Origin of the sequence: Arthrobacter oryzae (genome assembly GCF_030812315.1) — a bacterium.
Taxonomy (GTDB): Bacteria; Actinomycetota; Actinomycetes; order Actinomycetales; family Micrococcaceae; genus Arthrobacter; species Arthrobacter oryzae_B.
In genome coordinates, this window is the sequence record NZ_JAUSSM010000005.1 from 197,037 (window position 1) to 213,265 (window position 16,229).

Genomic DNA, 16,229 nt, shown 5'->3' on the forward strand with positions numbered 1-16,229 from the left:
TCCTGCCTCCGGCACAGGTGCCCTTCCCAAGAAGGAGCTTCCCGATGTCCAACGCATGGTAATTCGAAACCCGCCAGATCCACGCCGGCCAGGAGCCGGACAGCGCCACCGGTGCCAGGGCGCTGCCGATCTACCAGACGACGTCGTTCGTGTTCCCGAGCGCGGAGAGCGCAGCCAACCGTTTTGCGCTGGCCGAGCTTGCGCCCATCTACACGCGGATCGGCAACCCCACCCAGGACGCGGTGGAACAGCGCGTGGCCAGCCTCGAAGGCGGCCTGGCAGCGCTCCTGCTCAGCTCGGGCCAGACTGCCGAGACGTTCGCCATCCTCAATGTCGCCGAAGCCGGCGACCACGTGGTGGCCAGCCCCAGCCTCTACGGCGGCACGTACAACTTGCTGGCCCACACCCTGAAGAAGTTCGGCATCTCGGTGACGTTCGTGGAGGATCCGGACAACCTGCAGCAGTGGCAGGACGCCGTCCGGCCCAACACCAAGCTCTTCTTCGCCGAGGTGGTGTCCAACCCGCGCCAGGACGTTCTGGACATCGAGGGTGTCTCGCGCACCGCCCACGAGGCAGGCGTGCCGCTGATTGTGGACAATACGCTGTCAACGCCGTACCTCATCCGGCCATTGGAGTGGGGCGCGGACATCGTGGTTCACTCGGCAACGAAGTACCTTGGCGGCCACGGCAGTGCCATCGCCGGAGTAATCGTGGACTCGGGCAACTTCGACTTCGGCAAGGACCCCGGGAAGTTCCCGGGCTTCAACACCCCGGACCCAACGTACAACGGACTCGTGTACGCACGGGACCTCGGGGCGGAGGGTGCCTTGGGGGCCAACCTCTCCTACATCCTCAAGGCCAGGGTCCAGCTGCTTCGCGACCTGGGCTCGGCAGTTTCCCCGTTCAACGCCTTCCTCATCGCCCAGGGACTGGAAACCCTGAGCCTGCGCGTTGAGCGCCACGTTGCCAATGCGCTGAGCGTTGCCGAATGGCTGGAAGCCCGGTCCGACGTCGAATCCGTTGCCTATGCAGGGCTTCCGTCCAGCCCCTGGTACGAGCGGGGCCGTAAGTACGGGCCAAAGGGCACCGGCGCTATCGTGTCGTTCAACATTGCCGGCGGGGCCGAGGCCGGTAAGCGGTTCGTGGATGCCTTGGAACTTCACTCCCATGTGGCGAACATCGGCGACGTGCGCTCCCTGGTCATCCACCCGGCGTCGACCACGCACAGCCAGCTGACAGCCGAACAGCAGGCCGTGGCGGGCGTGACGCCGGGACTGGTCCGGCTCTCGGTGGGGCTGGAACATATCGATGACATCATCGCCGACCTTGACGCCGGATTCCGCGCCGCCAAAGGCGACTGAGGGACCGGAAGGGGCTGCCCGGACGGACCTGCCGCCGCAGTGCTGACCCCGTATGACTCCCGGTGCCACGACGCCGGGAGTCATATTGGTGTCACAATCTTCGCCATTGCCGGGACGCATTTCGTAGACTCACTACAGGTCATGAGTGCCAGCGACAGCCCCGGCTTGCTGGCCGGCAACCCTCCTTACGCGGCGGGGTGCCCCGGGTGAAGACCTGGCCTGCCGGCCAGTTGGCGGCAGGCAAGCGCGAAGAAGAGGTCCTCAGATGACGATTGCCGTCACCCGCAGCGGTGTACCCGAAACAAACATTCACGCAGCGAGCAACACAGTGAATACCAACACCACAGGCACCGCCCCTCAGGGCACCTTCCCTGACGGCGCCGTCAGGTTCCTGAGCATCGGAGGCCTTGACCTTGAAGCCGGCGGTCATCTGCCCGACGTCACGCTCGGCTACGAAACCTGGGGAACGCTGAACGCGGACCGTTCCAACGCCGTGCTGGTGCAGCATGCACTCACCGGCAGCACCCATGTGACCAGGGGGGCAAGCGACGAAGAAGGCTGGTGGGAGCAGCTTGCCGGCCCGGGCGCCCCCGTTGATACCGACAAGTACTTCGTGGTCTCCATCAACATCGTGGGCGGCTGTTACGGTTCCACCGGCCCGTCCACCCCCGCCCCGGACGGGAAGCCCTGGGGCTCGCGGTTCCCCTTGGTCACCCTGCGGGACACCACCGCGGCAGAGGCCCGGCTGGCGGATGCACTGGGCATCGGGAGCTGGTACGCGGTGCTGGGCGGATCCATGGGCGGAGCCCGCGCCCTGGAATGGGCCGTGAGCTACCCGGACCGGGTCCGGCGCTGCGGCGTGATTTCCATTGGCGCCAGCAGCACCGCCGAGCAGATCGCCTTCGCCCAGGCGCAAACCCTCGCCATCCGCCAGGACGTCAACTTCAATGGCGGCGACTACTACGGCGGCCCCGAGCCTGAAGCCGGGCTGGCCCTTGCCCGCAGGATTGCACACATCACGTACCGCTCCGCGGGCGAGTTCGAGACCCGCTTCGGCCGCAGCGCCCAGGGCGGTGAAGCGCCGCTCCAGGCAGTCTCGCTGGGCGACCGCGGCCGCTACCAGGTGGAGAGCTACCTCGACCACCAGGGCACCAAACTGGTCCGGCGTTTCGATGCCAACAGCTACATCGCGATCACCGAGGCACTCATGAGCCACGACGTCGGCCGGGGCCGCGGTCCGCTCAAGGAAGCCCTGGCACAGACCAAGGCCGAATTCTTCATTGCCGCTGTGGACACTGACCGGCTGTATTTCCCTGCCCAGTCGCACGAACTCGCCGCTGCGCTCCCGGGTGAGGTGCCGGTGCACGTGATCGAGGCGCCCATCGGCCACGACGGATTCCTGACCGAGATCGGCCAGCTCAACAAGCAGCTTCGGCAGAACTTCTTCGCGTAGTACGCCCCGCTCAATGTGCATTTTTGCAGAGCAGTCCTGCAGAAAATGGCGTTGAGCCTGCGGCAATGTGAGTCCATACTCTAGGGGACCGGCGCGTTGGTGGTGCACATCACACGCGTCCGCTACGGAATGGTCCACATGGTGTCGACGGAGACGCCGAAGGAGTTCACAAAATGAGCACACAAAACTCTGCCGCAAGGCGCACGGACGAGACTGACGTCAAAGCCTCAGGGCTGAGGAAAGTGGTAACGGCCTCAATGGCCGGCACCGTTGTGGAATGGTATGAGTTCTTCCTCTACGCCTCCGCGGCCACCTTGGTCTTCGGCAAGATGTTCTTTCCCAATTCCGGTACGGAGCTGGACGGGATCATTGCCGCCTTCGTCACGTATGCGGTGGGCTTCGTCGCCCGCCCCATCGGCGGCATCGTCTTCGGCCACTTCGGCGACAAGTTCGGCCGCAAGCAGCTGCTCCAGCTGAGCATCATCCTGGTGGGCGTCTCCACCTTCCTGATGGGCTGCCTGCCCACCTTCGCGCAGATCGGCTACTGGGCTCCGGCACTGCTGGTGTTCCTGCGCTTCGTGCAGGGTTTCGCCGTCGGCGGTGAATGGGGCGGCGCCGTGCTGCTCGTAGCCGAACACAGCCCCAGCAAGTCGCGCGGATTCTGGTCCAGCTGGCCTCAGTCCGCCGTCCCCATGGGCAACCTCCTGGCCACCGGCGTGCTGTTCACGCTGTCCTCCACGCTGTCCTCCGCGGACTTCCTCGGCTGGGGCTGGCGCGTGGCGTTCTGGCTGTCCGCGGTGATCGTGATCGTCGGCTACTACATCCGCACCAAGGTCCAGGATGCCCCCATCTTCCTCGAGGCCCGCAAGGAAGTCACCGTGGAAAAGAAGGGTTACGGCGTCGCCGAAGTCTTCCGCCGCTACCCGCGCGGTGTCTTCACCGCCATGGGCCTGCGGTTCGCGGAAAACATCCTCTACTACCTCGTGGTCACGTTCTCCATCACGTACCTGAAGGTCGTGGTCCAGACCGACACCTCCAGGATCCTGCTGCTCCTGCTTGTGGCACACTTCATCCACTTCTGCGCAGTGCCGCTGGTGGGAAAGATGTCCGACGCCTTCGGCCGCCGCCCCGTGTACATGGCCGGCGCGATCCTCGGCGGCACGTGGGGCTTCTTCGCCTTCCCCATGATGGACACCGCCAACGACCTCGTCATCCTCGCCGCCATCACCATCGGGCTCCTTTTCCACGCGCTGATGTACGCCGGGCAGCCGTCCATCATGGCCGAGATGTTCCCCACCCGGATGCGCTATTCGGGCGTATCGCTGGGCTACCAGGTCACCTCGATCGTCGCCGGTTCCCTGGCGCCGATCATCGCCACCGCCCTGCTGAGCACCTTCAAGTCCTCCACCCCGGTGGCGCTGTACCTGCTGGGCGCCTGCATCGTGACGGCGGTTTCCGTGTACTTCCTCAAGGAGACGCGCGGCATTTCCCTGCACGACGTCGACGCGGCAGACGCGCAGGGCACGGCGGACCTCCTTGCCGCAGGCAAGAAGTAGTCCCTTATGCGAGCAGCAGTCCTCTACTCCACGGTTCCCGCAGGAACCGGCTACACCGAAGCCCGTCCGCTGCAGATCCAGGAACTGGACCGGCCCGAACCGCGGTCCGGCGAGCTCGGCGTCGCTATCACCTACTCAAGCCTGTGCCACTCGGACCTTTCGGTGGTGGACGGCTCCCGCGTCAGGCCGCTGCCTATGGCGCTCGGACACGAAGCCGTGGGCAGGGTGGTGGCTGTCGGCGAGGGCGTGGACGACGTCTCGACCGGCGACCACGTGGTGCTGGTCTTCGTCCCCAGCTGCGGAAACTGCCGCGCATGCCGGGCAGGCCGCCCGGCCCTGTGCCACCGCGCCGCGGAGGTCAACGGCTCGGGGGACCTCCTGCACGGCGAGGCGCTGCTGCGGACGCCGGCGGGGGAGCGGATCAACCACCACCTTGGAGTCTCGGCCTTTGCGGACTATGCCGTGGTGGCCCGGGAATCCGTCGTCGTGATCGGCGACGACGTCCCGGACACTGTGGCGGCCATGTTCGGCTGCGCCGTGCTCACCGGAATGGGCGCCGTGCTGAACACGGCGGAGGTCACCGCCGGCCAGTCGGTGGCCGTGTTCGGGCTCGGCGCGGTGGGCCTGTCCGCCGTGATGGCGGCGTCCCTGGCCAGTGCCGCTGCCGTCATCGCCATCGATCCCAACCAAGGCAAGCACCAGCTCGCCCGGGACTGCGGCGCCACGGCAGTGGGAACACCCGACGACGCCGCCCGGCTGGTCGCTGAGGCGACCGGCGACGGCGTGGACATCGCCGTCGAGGCTGTGGGATCCGCCGGGGTGATCGCCTCCTGCCTGGACCTCGTGACGCGCGGCGGCGCCGTCGTCTCCGTCGGACTGCCGAACCCCACCGCGGAACTGACGGTGGGGGCCCTGCAGTTCGCCGGCGCCGGGAAACGGCTGCTCGGTTCCTACATGGGGGATGCCGTGCCGGAGCGGGACATTCCGCTGTACCTTGACCACTGGCGGGCAGGGCGGCTTCCCGTGGAGCTGCTGCACACGGACACCAGGCCGCTGGCGGAAATCAATGAAGGCCTCGATGCCCTGGCCGCCGGCGACGTGGTGCGCCGGCTGTTCCAGGCGTAGCTGCGCTTCAGCAGGCGTAGGTGCACTCCAGTCGGGCGCTTTAGCGGGCGCGCTTTGGCGCGGAAGGCCCCAGTGTCAGGCCGCCAGGATTTCCTGGCGGCCTGACACTTCCGCCTTGAGCGCATCCACTACGGCCCGGACGGACGCCGAGCGGAGCGACTCCGGACGCGCCACCGCCCAGATGGGCAGCTGGCGCTGGAACAGCTCGGGCAGCACCGGCACGAACTCCGGCTTGTCCGCAACCATGAAATTCGGCAGCAGGCCGATGCCCGCGCCGCAGCGGACAGCCTCCACCTGGGCGAACACGCTGGTTGCCTGGAAGCTGGATTTGGGGGCGGGCAGCTGTGAGGAGCGGTGTCCCAGTTCGGTGACCTGCAGCGCCGACTCCACGTAGGAGACAAAGCCGTGATCGCGGACGTCGTCCAGTGCGGCAGGCAGCCCGCGGGACCGGACATACTGCGGGCTGGCGTAGAGCCGCAGGAAATAGTTGGTGAGGAAGATGGGCTGCGCGTTGGTGACTTCCATCCGGCCCACCACTACTTCCAGGTCCACGCCTGACCGGTTCTGGCTGGCTTTGCGGGTGGCGCTGAGCATCTCGACGTTCAGCAGCGGATTGTCCTGTTGCAGGCGGACCAGCGCCGGTGCGACGAATTCGGCGCCGAATCCGTCGGACGTGCTGATCCGGACCATGCCCGAGAGCGAAGCGTCGCCGTTCCCCATGGCTCCGGCGAGTGACCCCAGCGTCGCCTCGATCGCCTCGGCTGCGGCAACGGCCTGGCTGCCCAGTTCGGTCAGTTCCCAGCCGTGCGGGGTGCGCTCCAAGGTCCGTCCGCCCAGCTGCTTGTCCAGCGCCAGGATGCGGCGGGAGATGGTGGTGTGGGTGGTGCCAAGCGTCTCCGCGACGGCGTTGAACCTGCCCAGCCGGGCAACGGTCAGCAGGATCAGCAGGTCGTCCGGACTCGGCAGCCGGTTCAAATCCATGGTTCAGCCTTTTCGGATCAGTGTGCATCAATGCACATACCCTCTGTAATTTCTCCCCTTGATTGCACTGTAACAGGGTGTGATGGTGGATAAGGAACTTCCGGCCGCATCGGCCGGTACACGAAGCAAAGGAGCTTTCGCCATGGCAGTAGTCGGCTGGATCGGTCTGGGGAACATGGGTGGGTCCATGTCAGCAAACCTGGCAAAAGCCGGGCATGAGGTCCGGGGATTCGACCTCAACCCCGAGGCGGTGGCAGCTGCCGAAGCCGGCGGTGTGAAGCCCGTGGCGAGCATTGCCGATGCGGTGGACGGGGCCGACGTCGTGTTCACGATGCTGCCGAAGGGCGAGCACGCCCGTGCCGTGTACCTGGGCGAGGACGGGGTCCTGGCCCACGCCGATACCCGTACGCTCCTGGTGGATTCCTCCACCATCGATATCGCCTCCGCCCAGGCGCTGCACGACGCCGCCGCTGCCGCCGGCTTCCGCTTCGTGGACGCCCCGGTCTCAGGCGGCATGAGCGGTGCGAAGGCCGGAACACTCACCTTCATGATCGGCGGCGAGGCGGGGGCCGTGGCCGAGGCCACCGACTACATCCGTCCCATGGCTGGCAATGTCATTCCCACCGGCGGCGCCACTACGGGGCAGGCAGCGAAAATCTGCAACAACCTGATGCTCTTCATCAACCTTGCCTCCACCGCCGAGGGAGCCGTGCTCGCCGATCGCCTGGGCCTGGACAAGCAGGTCTTCTGGGACATCGCCTCGGTGTCCTCGGGAGACAGCTGGGCGCTGCGGACCTGGTATCCGGTGGGCGGCGTGGTTCCCACCGCCGCCTCCAACAATGACTTCGCCCCTACCTTCACCACCGAGCTCGCCAACAAGGACATCGGCCTGGCGATCAGTGCTGCCCGCGACACGGGCACGCCGCTGGAAATCGGCGAGCACGTGCAAACCCTCTTCCAGCGGCTCATCGATTCGGGCCAGTCCGGCAAGGACTGCTCGATGATCATCAAACTCGTCGACGGCTCGCTCGAGACCGCCAACTAGCTTCAGCCGGCATCACGAAAAGGACTTTCCCCATGCAACGCATTCCGCACTTCATCAACGGCGCCCTGATCAGCGACGCCGACCGCTTCGGCCCCGTCTTCAACCCCGCCACCGGCGCCCAGGAAAAGGAAGTGGCCCTGGCCTCCGCCGCCCGGGTGGAGGAAGCCATCGCCGCCGCCCAGGCCGCCCTGCCGGGCTGGCGGGCCACCAGCCTGGCCAGGCGCACCAACATCTTCTTCCGCGTCCGGGAACTCCTGACGCAGCGCAAGTCCGAGCTGGCCGCCATCCTGACCAGTGAGCACGGCAAAGTACTTTCCGATGCCGAGGGCGAAATCTCCCGCGGCCTGGAAAACATCGAGTTCGCCACCGGGCTTTCCCACATGCTCAAGGGCGAGCGTTCGGAGCAGGTTTCCAGCGGCGTGGACGTCCACTCGGTCCGCCAGCCCGTGGGCGTGGTCGCCTGCATCACGCCGTTCAACTTCCCCGCCATGGTGCCGCTGTGGATGATCGGCAGTGCGCTGGCATGCGGAAATACGGTGCTCCTGAAGCCCAGCGAGAAGGACCCGTCGTCGGCCGTTTTTATTGCTGAAGTCTTCGCCGAGGCGGGCCTGCCGCCGGGGGTCCTGAACGTGGTCCACGGCGACAAGGAGGCTGTGGACGTCCTGCTGGAACACCCCGGTGTGAAGGCCGTCAGTTTCGTGGGATCCACGCCCATTGCGCAGTCCATCTACAAGCGGGCGGCCGACCATGGCAAGCGCGTCCAGGCGCTCGGCGGTGCCAAGAACCACATGGTGGTCCTGCCGGACGCAGACCTGAATATGGCGGCAGACGCGGCCGTGTCGGCCGCGTACGGCTCGGCGGGGGAACGGTGCATGGCCGTGTCCGTGCTGGTGGCGGTGGGCAACATTGCCGACGACCTCGTATCGGCGATCAGCAGCCGCATGGCGACCCTGAAGATCGGCCCCGGCACGGACCCCTCCTCGCAGATGGGGCCACTGATCACCAAGGAACACCGGGACAGGGTCGCTTCCTACGTTGCCGGCGCTGAAGACGAAGGTGCCACCGTCGTCGTGGATGGCCGTTCGCAGCAGTTCGACTCCGACGGCTTCTTCATCGGGGTCAGCCTGGTGGACCACGTGAAGCCGGGCATGAAGGTGTACGACGACGAAATCTTCGGCCCCGTGCTGTCGGTGGTCCGCGCGGACAGCTACAGCGACGCCGTCAGGCTGGTGAACGACAACGAATTCGGCAACGGCGTGGCGATCTTCACACGCGACGGCGGGGCAGCCCGCCAGTTCGAGTTCGACGTCGAGGCCGGCATGGTGGGCGTCAACGTGCCGATCCCGGTTCCGGTGGGGACGTTCTCCTTCGGCGGCTGGAAGAACTCGCTGTTCGGCGACACCCACATGTACGGCCCGGACAGTATCCGCTTCTACACCCGCGGCAAGGTGGTGACCACGCGCTGGCCGGATCCGTCCACCTCAGTGATTGACCTCGGCTTCCCGCAGGTCGACTAGGCGTCACGCTGGGCAGGCCATCTGCCTGCAGCAAACAGCCCGTGCCCCGACCGCCAAAGCAGTCGGGTCGCGGGCTGTTTCAGGAACTTATCCGGTCCTTGGCCTCGGTGCGCCCCTGCAGCGGGAGTGCTGCCCTCATTGACCAGCTGCGGGACTTGGAGGATCTGAAGTCGGCCGCGGCGGGGCTGCAGGCCAGCTTCTCGGTGGCGTTCCGTCCAGCAGCGCTGCGCTCAAGCCGAAGCAGGGCTTCCCGAGGATGAGTTGGGCAAAGGTGTTGCCGCCCAGATCGCTCTGGCCCGGCGTGAATCCCCGGCCCGCGGCGGATGGCTTCCGGGACTAGCCAAAGCCCTCGTAAAGGAGATGCCCCGCACGTTGGCTGCCCTGCACAACGGACAGCTCAATGAATGGCGTGCCACGCTGCTGGTCAAGGAAACAGCCTGCCTGTCCGCTGCCGACCGGTGTGCCGTCGACGAACAGCTCGCCGCGGACACCGGGACGTTGGCCGGCGCCGGCCGGCTCTACACCGCCCCCGGGGACCGGTGAGCTGGTAGCAATGGATTCCCGGGCCCGGCTCTTCCCGGCCGGACTGCGCCGCTTCATCCAGGCCCGGGACGACACGTGCCGCAGACCCTACTGCGATGCGCCGATCCGCCACCACGACCACATCCTCGCGTGGCATCACGGAGGGCCCACCAGCCACAGCAACGGCAGCGGACTCTGCGAATCCTGCAACCACCAAGGAATCACCCGGCTGGCGCTCCGAACCACGCCCCGGCCCCGGCACACCCTGCAAATCCGCACCGCGACCGGGCACACCTACCAATCCACCGCGCCGCCACTGCCGGGGACACCGGCACTTGGGATGGAACCGGCGGGCTCGCGGGTGCCCGGATCGATGCTGCCCGTCAACCGTCGCAGGAGACGCGAATTACTCCACCGTGCCAAAGTCCTGAAACGCACCCGCTTCAGCAACTCGCTGGCGGCCTGACGAGAAACTGTCCTGAGGAGAAACGGGAGATTGGGCGTCTAGCCCTTCATGATCTCGTCGCGCCGGGCCATGTATTCCTCCATGGCGATCTCGCCGTTGCTGTACTGCTGGTCCAGCTCGGCCAGTTTCCGCGCGCGGAAACCCTGGGGAGCCGACGGCGGCGGGGGAGTTGCCGGGGCGGACGGCTGCTGCTGTTGCTGGCGTGACTGGTTGGCCGGGTATTCCGGGCTGTCCTCGTACGGCACCTGGCCGGGGCCGCCCGGAGCCGGGTACCCGCCAGTCGGGTGGCCGGGGTTTTGGTAGCCCGGATTCTGGTAGTCAGCGGTCGGGTGACCCGGGTTCTGGTAGGGCTGGTCCAGCGGGGGCTGCTGAGGCCCGCCGAGCTGCCGGAAGCCGCCGCCGAAGTAGTCCTGCTGGGTGTAGCCGTCCCGGGGCTGGTTGTTCGGGCGGCCCGGCTGCTGGCCGGGGAACTGGCCGGGGTACTGTCCGTTGAAACCCTGGTTTTGGTTCCTGCCCCGGACGGACTTCCGGTACATGCGCATGGCGAAGGGAATCAGGAACGACAGGATGATGATCCAGAAGAACATGTTACTCACGGTGGAGGGCCTCTCAGAAGTGTCCCTTAAGTTTAACCCCGGCAGCCAAGCCCGGCGTTTGGCCGTTCTGGCCACCTATTTCCGGACCACCGGCATTTCCAGGAACTTCCCGTAGGCCTCAACCGCCTCATCGATAGCGCGGTTGGTCGCTCGGTTGCCGCCATTGCCGGGGTCCGGTCCGGTGCGGATGTCCAGCTCGCAGTTTCCGCCGGCCAGGACATGGCGCCAGGATCCGATCATGCGGCCATCCCGGAGCACAACGTGCATGGGGGCGTCCCGCTCGGGCATTGCCGGGGCCGTGCCGCCCAGGAAGTGCCGTGTGCGGGAATAGCCCATCACGTATTCGTCGTAGCACTGGATCAGGTCGATCCGGGGCTGGCCACCTTCCGCAGGCTCCGGCTGCGGGTTCAGCTGGGAATGAAGCGGGCTGAAAGGAACCGGGCTGAAATGAACCTCCATACCGTCCAGCGCGGCGGTCTCGAGCGAGTCGGGGTCGCTTTCCAGCGCCTGTGCCAGCCCGAGCCTGACGTCCGTGACGGTGAGCCCGGACCAGTCGGCGCAGTCTTTGGCGGTGGCGGGCCCGCGGCTTTGGAAATAGCGCCGGACGAGTTCAGCCAACGCCGCGGGACGGTCGGCGGGCGCGCCGGGTGCCGCCGGGACACGTTCGTCGAACAGGGCGTAGGTCTGCCGGAGCGCACCGCCCTTGCTGCGGACTGGCGTTCCGCTGGTCAGGACCCCGCTGATCTCCGCGTGCATGATCAGGTACGCCAGCTCCAGGCCCTTGCCCGCAAAACCGCTGCGCTGCAGTTCCGCCGCCAGCTGCTCCCGGGTCTTGTGGGCGCCGCCGGCCACGGCAGCGGCCAGGACTCCAGCACTCCGCGACGCCCTCTCGGCGTCAATGCCGGTCTGCCGGTACATGCCCTGGTTTCCCCGATGCAGCCGCGGTGCGGACAGCGCCAGGAGCCAGCGGAGGTCGTCGCGGTGCACAAAGTGCCAGGTGGGCCGCAGGATGTGCGTCCTGAGGATCCGGCCGTCGGCCACCGCCTGTTCGACGTCGGCAGCGGAGGCTCCTGCAGTGCGTTGCGCCAAGGACCAGCGCGCATAGGGGAATTCCTGGGACTGCACGGCCAGGAGGTTCTTCAGCGCGGCTTCCGGCGAGGATGCGTGGGGCGGGCGCAGCTGCTGCCGTCTTAGCCTCAGCCTGACGACGTCGTCGGAGTCCACCTGTGCGCTACTTCCGCCCGGGCTCTAGTCCCGGGACCTCGCCCGACCCCAGCGGCATCCCGGGACCGAAAGCCGGCCCCGGCGTGGGCCGCTTGGCAGTGATGCCGTCCCCGGAGGACTGGTGGCGCAGCCGGCGGACAACCCACGGAACAAAGTATTCGCGTGCCCACACCAGGTCGCCGGACCGCGCCTCGCGCCAGGTGCGCTGGGGGAGTGGCTTAGGGGAGAGCGGCTCCAGGGTGTGTTGGATGTTGAGGGAATCCAGCACCATGGCCGCGATGGTGTGGTGGCCCAACGGCGAGAAGTGCAGGCGGTCCTGATCCCACATCTGCGGATCGCCGAGCTGGCGCAGCGACCACATGTCGGCGATGACGGCGTCGTGCCGTGCCGCAACGGTTCGCAGGTTCTCGTTGTAGATGGCGATCTTGCTGCGGAGCCTGCCGAGGACGGAGGATCCGGTGTCCGGGCCGTTGAACAGGACAACGGTGGCGCCGCCGAGGCTGAGGATATGCACCACCGAATCGAGCTTTTCAGCCAGCGCATCGGGGTCGCCGCCGGGCCGGATGAGGTCGTTGCCGCCCGCGGACAGCGTCACCAGATCCGGTTTGAGGGCAAGGCACGGTGCAAGCTGCTGATCCACGATCTGCTCCAGGAGCCGTCCGCGCACGGCCAGGTTCGCGTAGGCGAAATCAGCGTGGCCACGGCTCAGTTCCTCGGCCACCCGGTCGGCCCAGCCGCGGTGCCCGCCGGGGCTTCCGGGCTCAGGATCCCCGATGCCTTCCGTGAAGGAATCGCCCATGGCCACGTACCGGCCCCAGGGGTGCGCGTCGACAGTGTCCTGCGGGTTCGGAATGGCTTCAGTTTCGCTCACGTGTCCATCCTGCCTCGTTAGTGCAAAGCTACGCCACCGTAGGTTGTTACCCGAGGGTAACTGTAAGAATGGACCCATGACTGAAGCCGACGTTTCCACTGCCCCTGTTGTCCTGTGGTCCACTCCTGACGAAGCGCGCTCGGGAAAGCCCCTACTGGTCCTGTTGCACGGTTACGGTGCGAACGAACAGGACCTGCTCAGCCTGGCCGATCTGCTGCCCGGCGATTTCGCGGTAGCGTCCGTGCGTGCCCCCATCGCCATGGGTCCGGGCTTCACCTGGTTCCCATTGACGGACTCCGCGGACTATTCCCTGGACGCGGTCAAGACTGCCGCCGGCTTCGTGCTGGACTGGCTCGACGGCGTCAAGGGCAACCACTCCTCCGTCACGCTCCTCGGGTTCTCCATGGGCATGGCGATGGCCACCACGCTGCTGAGGCAGCGCCCGGCCGACTTCGCCGCCGTCGTCGGACTCTCCGGGTTTGTGGTGAATGCCGGAGCGGACCCGAGCTTCCACGACGACGAACTGGACGGCAACGTGCCGCTGTTCTGGGGCCGTGACCAGCAGGACCCCGTCATCACCCAGGACAAGATCGAATACACCATGGGCTGGGTGCGGAACCACGTGAAGCTGACGAAGGTCCTCTACACGGGGATGTGGCACGGGATCAACCAGCAGGAGATTGGCCACGTCTCGGAGTTCCTCACCCACGAGGTGCTGAAAAAGTAGTTCAGGAACCGGCAGGCGTTGAAATACGCACGGTCCGGCCGTTCACTGTGACGGTGTCGCCGTGGTGGAGCTGCCTGCCACGGCGGTCGTCTATCTCGCCGTTGACCTTGACCAGCCCGTTCCTGATCAGCTCCGCAGCCTCGACGCCGTCCTCTACGAGGCTGGCCAGTTTCAGGAGCTGGCCCAGGCGGATCATGTCGTCGCGGATGGGGATCTCTTCGATTTCCGGGTTGCTCATACAAGCAATGATGCCTGACGTAAGGTGAATCCAGTGACCCACGCACCCCGTCTCCCACTCATTGCAGGACTACCGCTGGCTGTAGCCGCCGGACTCGCCATCCCCGTCCAGGGCCGGATCAACGGGGCCCTGGGCGCCCGCTTGAACGATGGCATAGCCGCCGCCGTGGTGAGTTTCACCACGGGACTGGTCGTGATGACCGCGGTCTCGCTGGTCCTGCCGAGGGGACGCCGAGGACTGGCCCAGATCCTGCCCGCACTCCGGGAACGGCGGTTTCCGCCGGTGTACGTCATGGCCGGCGGCATCGGCGCCTTCTTCGTTTTTGCCCAGTCCTTCACTGTTGGCCTGCTTGGTGTTGCCCTCTTTACTGTTGCCACGGTCACGGGGCAGACGCTGAGCGGGCTGCTGGTGGACCGGCTAGGTATCGGCCCCGCCGGCAAGAAGTCCGTCACCGGCATCCGAGTCCTGGGCACCGTGCTCACGATCGCCGCCGTCGCCTGGGCCGTGTCCCCGCGGTTCGGCGGGGCTGGCGGTTCCGGCGCCGGGGGAGACGGCGCGGACCCGGCCAAGCTGCTGCTGCCGGTGCTCCTGCCCGTCATCGCGGGCTTCCTGATGAGTTTCCAGCAGGCAATGAACGGGACGGCCACAGTGCATTACGGCACACCCATCGCCGCAACCCTGGTGAACTTCATCTCGGGCGCCACCGTGCTGTGGCTCGCCTGGCTGATCAAGCTCGCTGTCGCGGGAGCCGGCAACGGACTGCCCGCTGAATGGTGGTACTATCTGGGCGGTCCCATGGGGTGCGCGTTCATCGGCCTGGGCGCACTGCTGGTCCGGAGCCTGGGCGTGCTGGTCACCGGGCTGGGCATGATTGCCGGCCAGCTGTTGGGCTCGCTGGGCCTGGATCTGGCCTTTCCCGCACCCGGCACGGTGGTTGCCCTGCCCACCGTCCTCGGCACCGTCCTGACCCTCGGCGCAATTGTCCTGGCCACCCTGCCGTGGCCCCGCGGCGCCCTCAAGCGGCAGCCGGGCCGGTAGGCTAGGACACGCAGCTTCCTGCACATCTTTCCTTCGTACCGCCCCGCCCGGCAACCAGCCGGGTACAGGGGCCTAGAAACCGCGCGGACCGCACCCAGCGGCCCAGTAGAAATTGGAGTTCCCATGGCAGCAAAATCCGTTCTCGACCAGGTCATCTCCCTCTCCAAGAGGAGGGGCTTTGTTTTCCAGGCCGGTGAAATCTATGGTGGCTCCCGTTCTGCCTGGGACTACGGGCCCCTCGGCGCCGAGCTGAAGGAAAACATCAAGCGCCAGTGGTGGCAGTCGGTTGTCCGGGGCCGCGAGGACGTGGTGGGCCTGGATTCCTCGGTGATCCTTCCCCGGCAGGTCTGGGAAGCTTCCGGCCACGTGGAGGTCTTCTCCGATCCCCTGGTGGAGTGCCTCTCCTGCCACAAGCGCTACCGCGCCGACCACCTCGAAGAAGAGTACGAGGAAAAGAAGGGCCGTCCGGCCGAAAACGGCCTGAAGGACATCGCCTGCGCCAACTGCGGCACCCGTGGCGAATGGACCGAGCCGCAGGAATTCTCCGGCCTGCTCAAGACCTTCCTCGGCCCGGTGGCCAACGAGGAAGGCATGCACTACCTGCGCCCGGAAACCGCGCAGGGCATCTTCGTGAACTTCAACAACGTGCTCACCACCTCGCGCAAGAAGCCGCCGTTCGGCATCGGCCAGATCGGCAAGTCTTTCCGCAACGAGATCACGCCCGGAAACTTCATCTTCCGCACCCGTGAGTTCGAGCAGATGGAAATGGAATTCTTCGTCGAGCCGGGCACGGACGAGCAGTGGCACCAGTACTGGATGAAGGAACGCATGGACTGGTACACCTCCCTGGGCCTCAAGGCTGAAAACCTTCGTTTCTTCGAGCACCCGCTGGAGAAGCTGAGCCACTACTCCAAGGGCACCACGGACATCGAATACCGCTTCGGTTTCCAGGGGTCCGAGTGGGGCGAGCTGGAAGGCATTGCCAACCGCACGGACTTCGACCTCTCCACGCACTCCAAGGCCTCCGGCCAGGACCTGAGCTACTTCAACCAGGCCACCAACGAGCGCTACACCCCGTACGTGATCGAGCCCGCCGCCGGCCTGACCCGTTCCTTCATGGCGTTCCTCATCGACGCGTACACCGAGGACGAGGCCCCCAACGCCAAGGGCGGCGTAGACGTCCGTACAGTGCTGAAGCTGGACCCGCGCCTGGCTCCCGTCAAGGCCGCCGTGCTGCCGCTGAGCCGCAACGAGGACCTGTCCCCGAAGGCCAAGGCCTTGGGCACGCAGCTGCGCAAGAACTGGAACATCGACTTCGACGATGCCGGCGCGATCGGCCGCCGCTACCGCCGGCAGGACGAGATCGGTACGCCGTTCTGCATCACCGTGGACTTCGACACCCTCGAGGACCAGGCCGTCACCATCCGCGAACGCGACACCATGAGCCAGGAACGTGTCTCCCTGGACAAGGTGGAGGGCTACCTGGCCGCACGGCTGATCGGCGCCTGA

General features: G+C 66.5%; 13 protein-coding genes, 2 pseudogenes and 1 riboswitch. Of the genes and pseudogenes, 10 read left to right on the forward strand and 5 right to left on the reverse strand.

What is annotated here, in order from left to right; genetic code table 11:
- Positions 1-44 precede the first annotated feature (44 nt).
- The 4 genes and pseudogenes from J2S97_RS11970 to J2S97_RS11985 all read left to right on the forward strand — a co-directional run bounded on the left by J2S97_RS11970 (position 45) and on the right by J2S97_RS11985 (position 5,495).
- Positions 45-1,361, forward strand: a pseudogene (locus J2S97_RS11970) (bifunctional o-acetylhomoserine/o-acetylserine sulfhydrylase).
- A 137-nt stretch (positions 1,362-1,498) separates the two neighbouring features.
- Positions 1,499-1,614, forward strand: a riboswitch (SAM riboswitch).
- Positions 1,615-1,626: 12 nt separating this feature from the next.
- Positions 1,627-2,814 (forward strand): homoserine O-acetyltransferase MetX, encoded by a 1,188-nt coding sequence (gene metX, locus J2S97_RS11975; protein WP_307049649.1) that lies wholly within the window; start codon positions 1,627-1,629, stop codon positions 2,812-2,814.
- 173 nt (positions 2,815-2,987) lie between these two features.
- Positions 2,988-4,370, forward strand: coding sequence for an MFS transporter (locus tag J2S97_RS11980; RefSeq protein ID WP_307049651.1), 1,383 nt, complete (start codon positions 2,988-2,990; stop codon positions 4,368-4,370).
- 6 nt (positions 4,371-4,376) lie between these two features.
- Positions 4,377-5,495 carry a zinc-dependent alcohol dehydrogenase family protein gene (locus tag J2S97_RS11985; RefSeq protein WP_307049653.1) on the forward strand — a complete coding sequence of 373 codons (1,119 nt, stop codon included), beginning with the start codon at positions 4,377-4,379 and terminating at the stop codon, positions 5,493-5,495.
- A 75-nt stretch (positions 5,496-5,570) separates the two neighbouring features.
- Here J2S97_RS11985 and J2S97_RS11990 read toward each other — a convergent pair whose 3' ends face one another.
- On the reverse strand, positions 5,571-6,476 hold the full coding sequence (locus J2S97_RS11990; RefSeq protein ID WP_307049655.1) for a LysR family transcriptional regulator: 906 nt from the start codon (positions 6,474-6,476) through the stop codon (positions 5,571-5,573).
- 142 nt (positions 6,477-6,618) lie between these two features.
- Between J2S97_RS11990 and mmsB the strand changes: the two genes are divergently transcribed.
- The 3 genes and pseudogenes from mmsB (at position 6,619) to J2S97_RS12005 (ending at position 10,026) form a co-directional block, all read left to right on the forward strand.
- Positions 6,619-7,521 (forward strand): 3-hydroxyisobutyrate dehydrogenase, encoded by a 903-nt coding sequence (mmsB, locus tag J2S97_RS11995; RefSeq protein ID WP_307049657.1) that lies wholly within the window; start codon positions 6,619-6,621, stop codon positions 7,519-7,521.
- A gap of 32 nt (positions 7,522-7,553) precedes the next feature.
- Positions 7,554-9,038 carry a CoA-acylating methylmalonate-semialdehyde dehydrogenase gene (locus tag J2S97_RS12000; protein WP_307049659.1) on the forward strand — a complete coding sequence of 495 codons (1,485 nt, stop codon included), beginning with the start codon at positions 7,554-7,556 and terminating at the stop codon, positions 9,036-9,038.
- A gap of 74 nt (positions 9,039-9,112) precedes the next feature.
- Positions 9,113-10,026, forward strand: a pseudogene (locus J2S97_RS12005) (hypothetical protein).
- A gap of 38 nt (positions 10,027-10,064) precedes the next feature.
- Here J2S97_RS12005 and J2S97_RS12010 read toward each other — a convergent pair.
- The 3 genes from J2S97_RS12010 to J2S97_RS12020 form a co-directional block, all read right to left on the reverse strand.
- A complete protein-coding gene (locus J2S97_RS12010) occupies positions 10,065-10,613 on the reverse strand; it encodes a hypothetical protein (RefSeq protein ID WP_307049996.1) in 549 nt (182 codons plus the stop codon).
- A gap of 84 nt (positions 10,614-10,697) precedes the next feature.
- Positions 10,698-11,846 (reverse strand): winged helix DNA-binding domain-containing protein, encoded by a 1,149-nt coding sequence (locus tag J2S97_RS12015; RefSeq protein WP_307049661.1) that lies wholly within the window; start codon positions 11,844-11,846, stop codon positions 10,698-10,700.
- A gap of 7 nt (positions 11,847-11,853) precedes the next feature.
- Complete coding sequence (locus J2S97_RS12020) at positions 11,854-12,645, reverse strand: SGNH/GDSL hydrolase family protein (protein WP_307049998.1); 792 nt, start codon at positions 12,643-12,645, stop codon at positions 11,854-11,856.
- 148 nt (positions 12,646-12,793) lie between these two features.
- Here J2S97_RS12020 and J2S97_RS12025 point away from each other — a divergent pair, with 148 nt between their 5' ends.
- Complete coding sequence (locus tag J2S97_RS12025; protein ID WP_307049663.1) at positions 12,794-13,444, forward strand: alpha/beta hydrolase; 651 nt, start codon at positions 12,794-12,796, stop codon at positions 13,442-13,444.
- A gap of 1 nt (position 13,445) precedes the next feature.
- Here J2S97_RS12025 and J2S97_RS12030 read toward each other — a convergent pair whose 3' ends face one another.
- Positions 13,446-13,682, reverse strand: a complete 237-nt coding sequence (locus J2S97_RS12030) for an RNA-binding S4 domain-containing protein (protein WP_307049665.1) — start codon at positions 13,680-13,682, stop codon at positions 13,446-13,448.
- Positions 13,683-13,715: 33 nt separating this feature from the next.
- On the opposite strand from J2S97_RS12030, the gene J2S97_RS12035 reads away from it, so the two are divergent.
- The gene (locus J2S97_RS12035; RefSeq protein WP_307049667.1) at positions 13,716-14,720 is read left to right on the forward strand and encodes a DMT family transporter; all 1,005 of its coding nucleotides are present in this window, start codon (positions 13,716-13,718) and stop codon (positions 14,718-14,720) included.
- Positions 14,721-14,843: 123 nt separating this feature from the next.
- Positions 14,844-16,229: a glycine--tRNA ligase gene (locus J2S97_RS12040; RefSeq protein ID WP_307049670.1), complete on the forward strand. Its 1,386-nt coding sequence runs from the start codon at positions 14,844-14,846 to the stop codon at positions 16,227-16,229.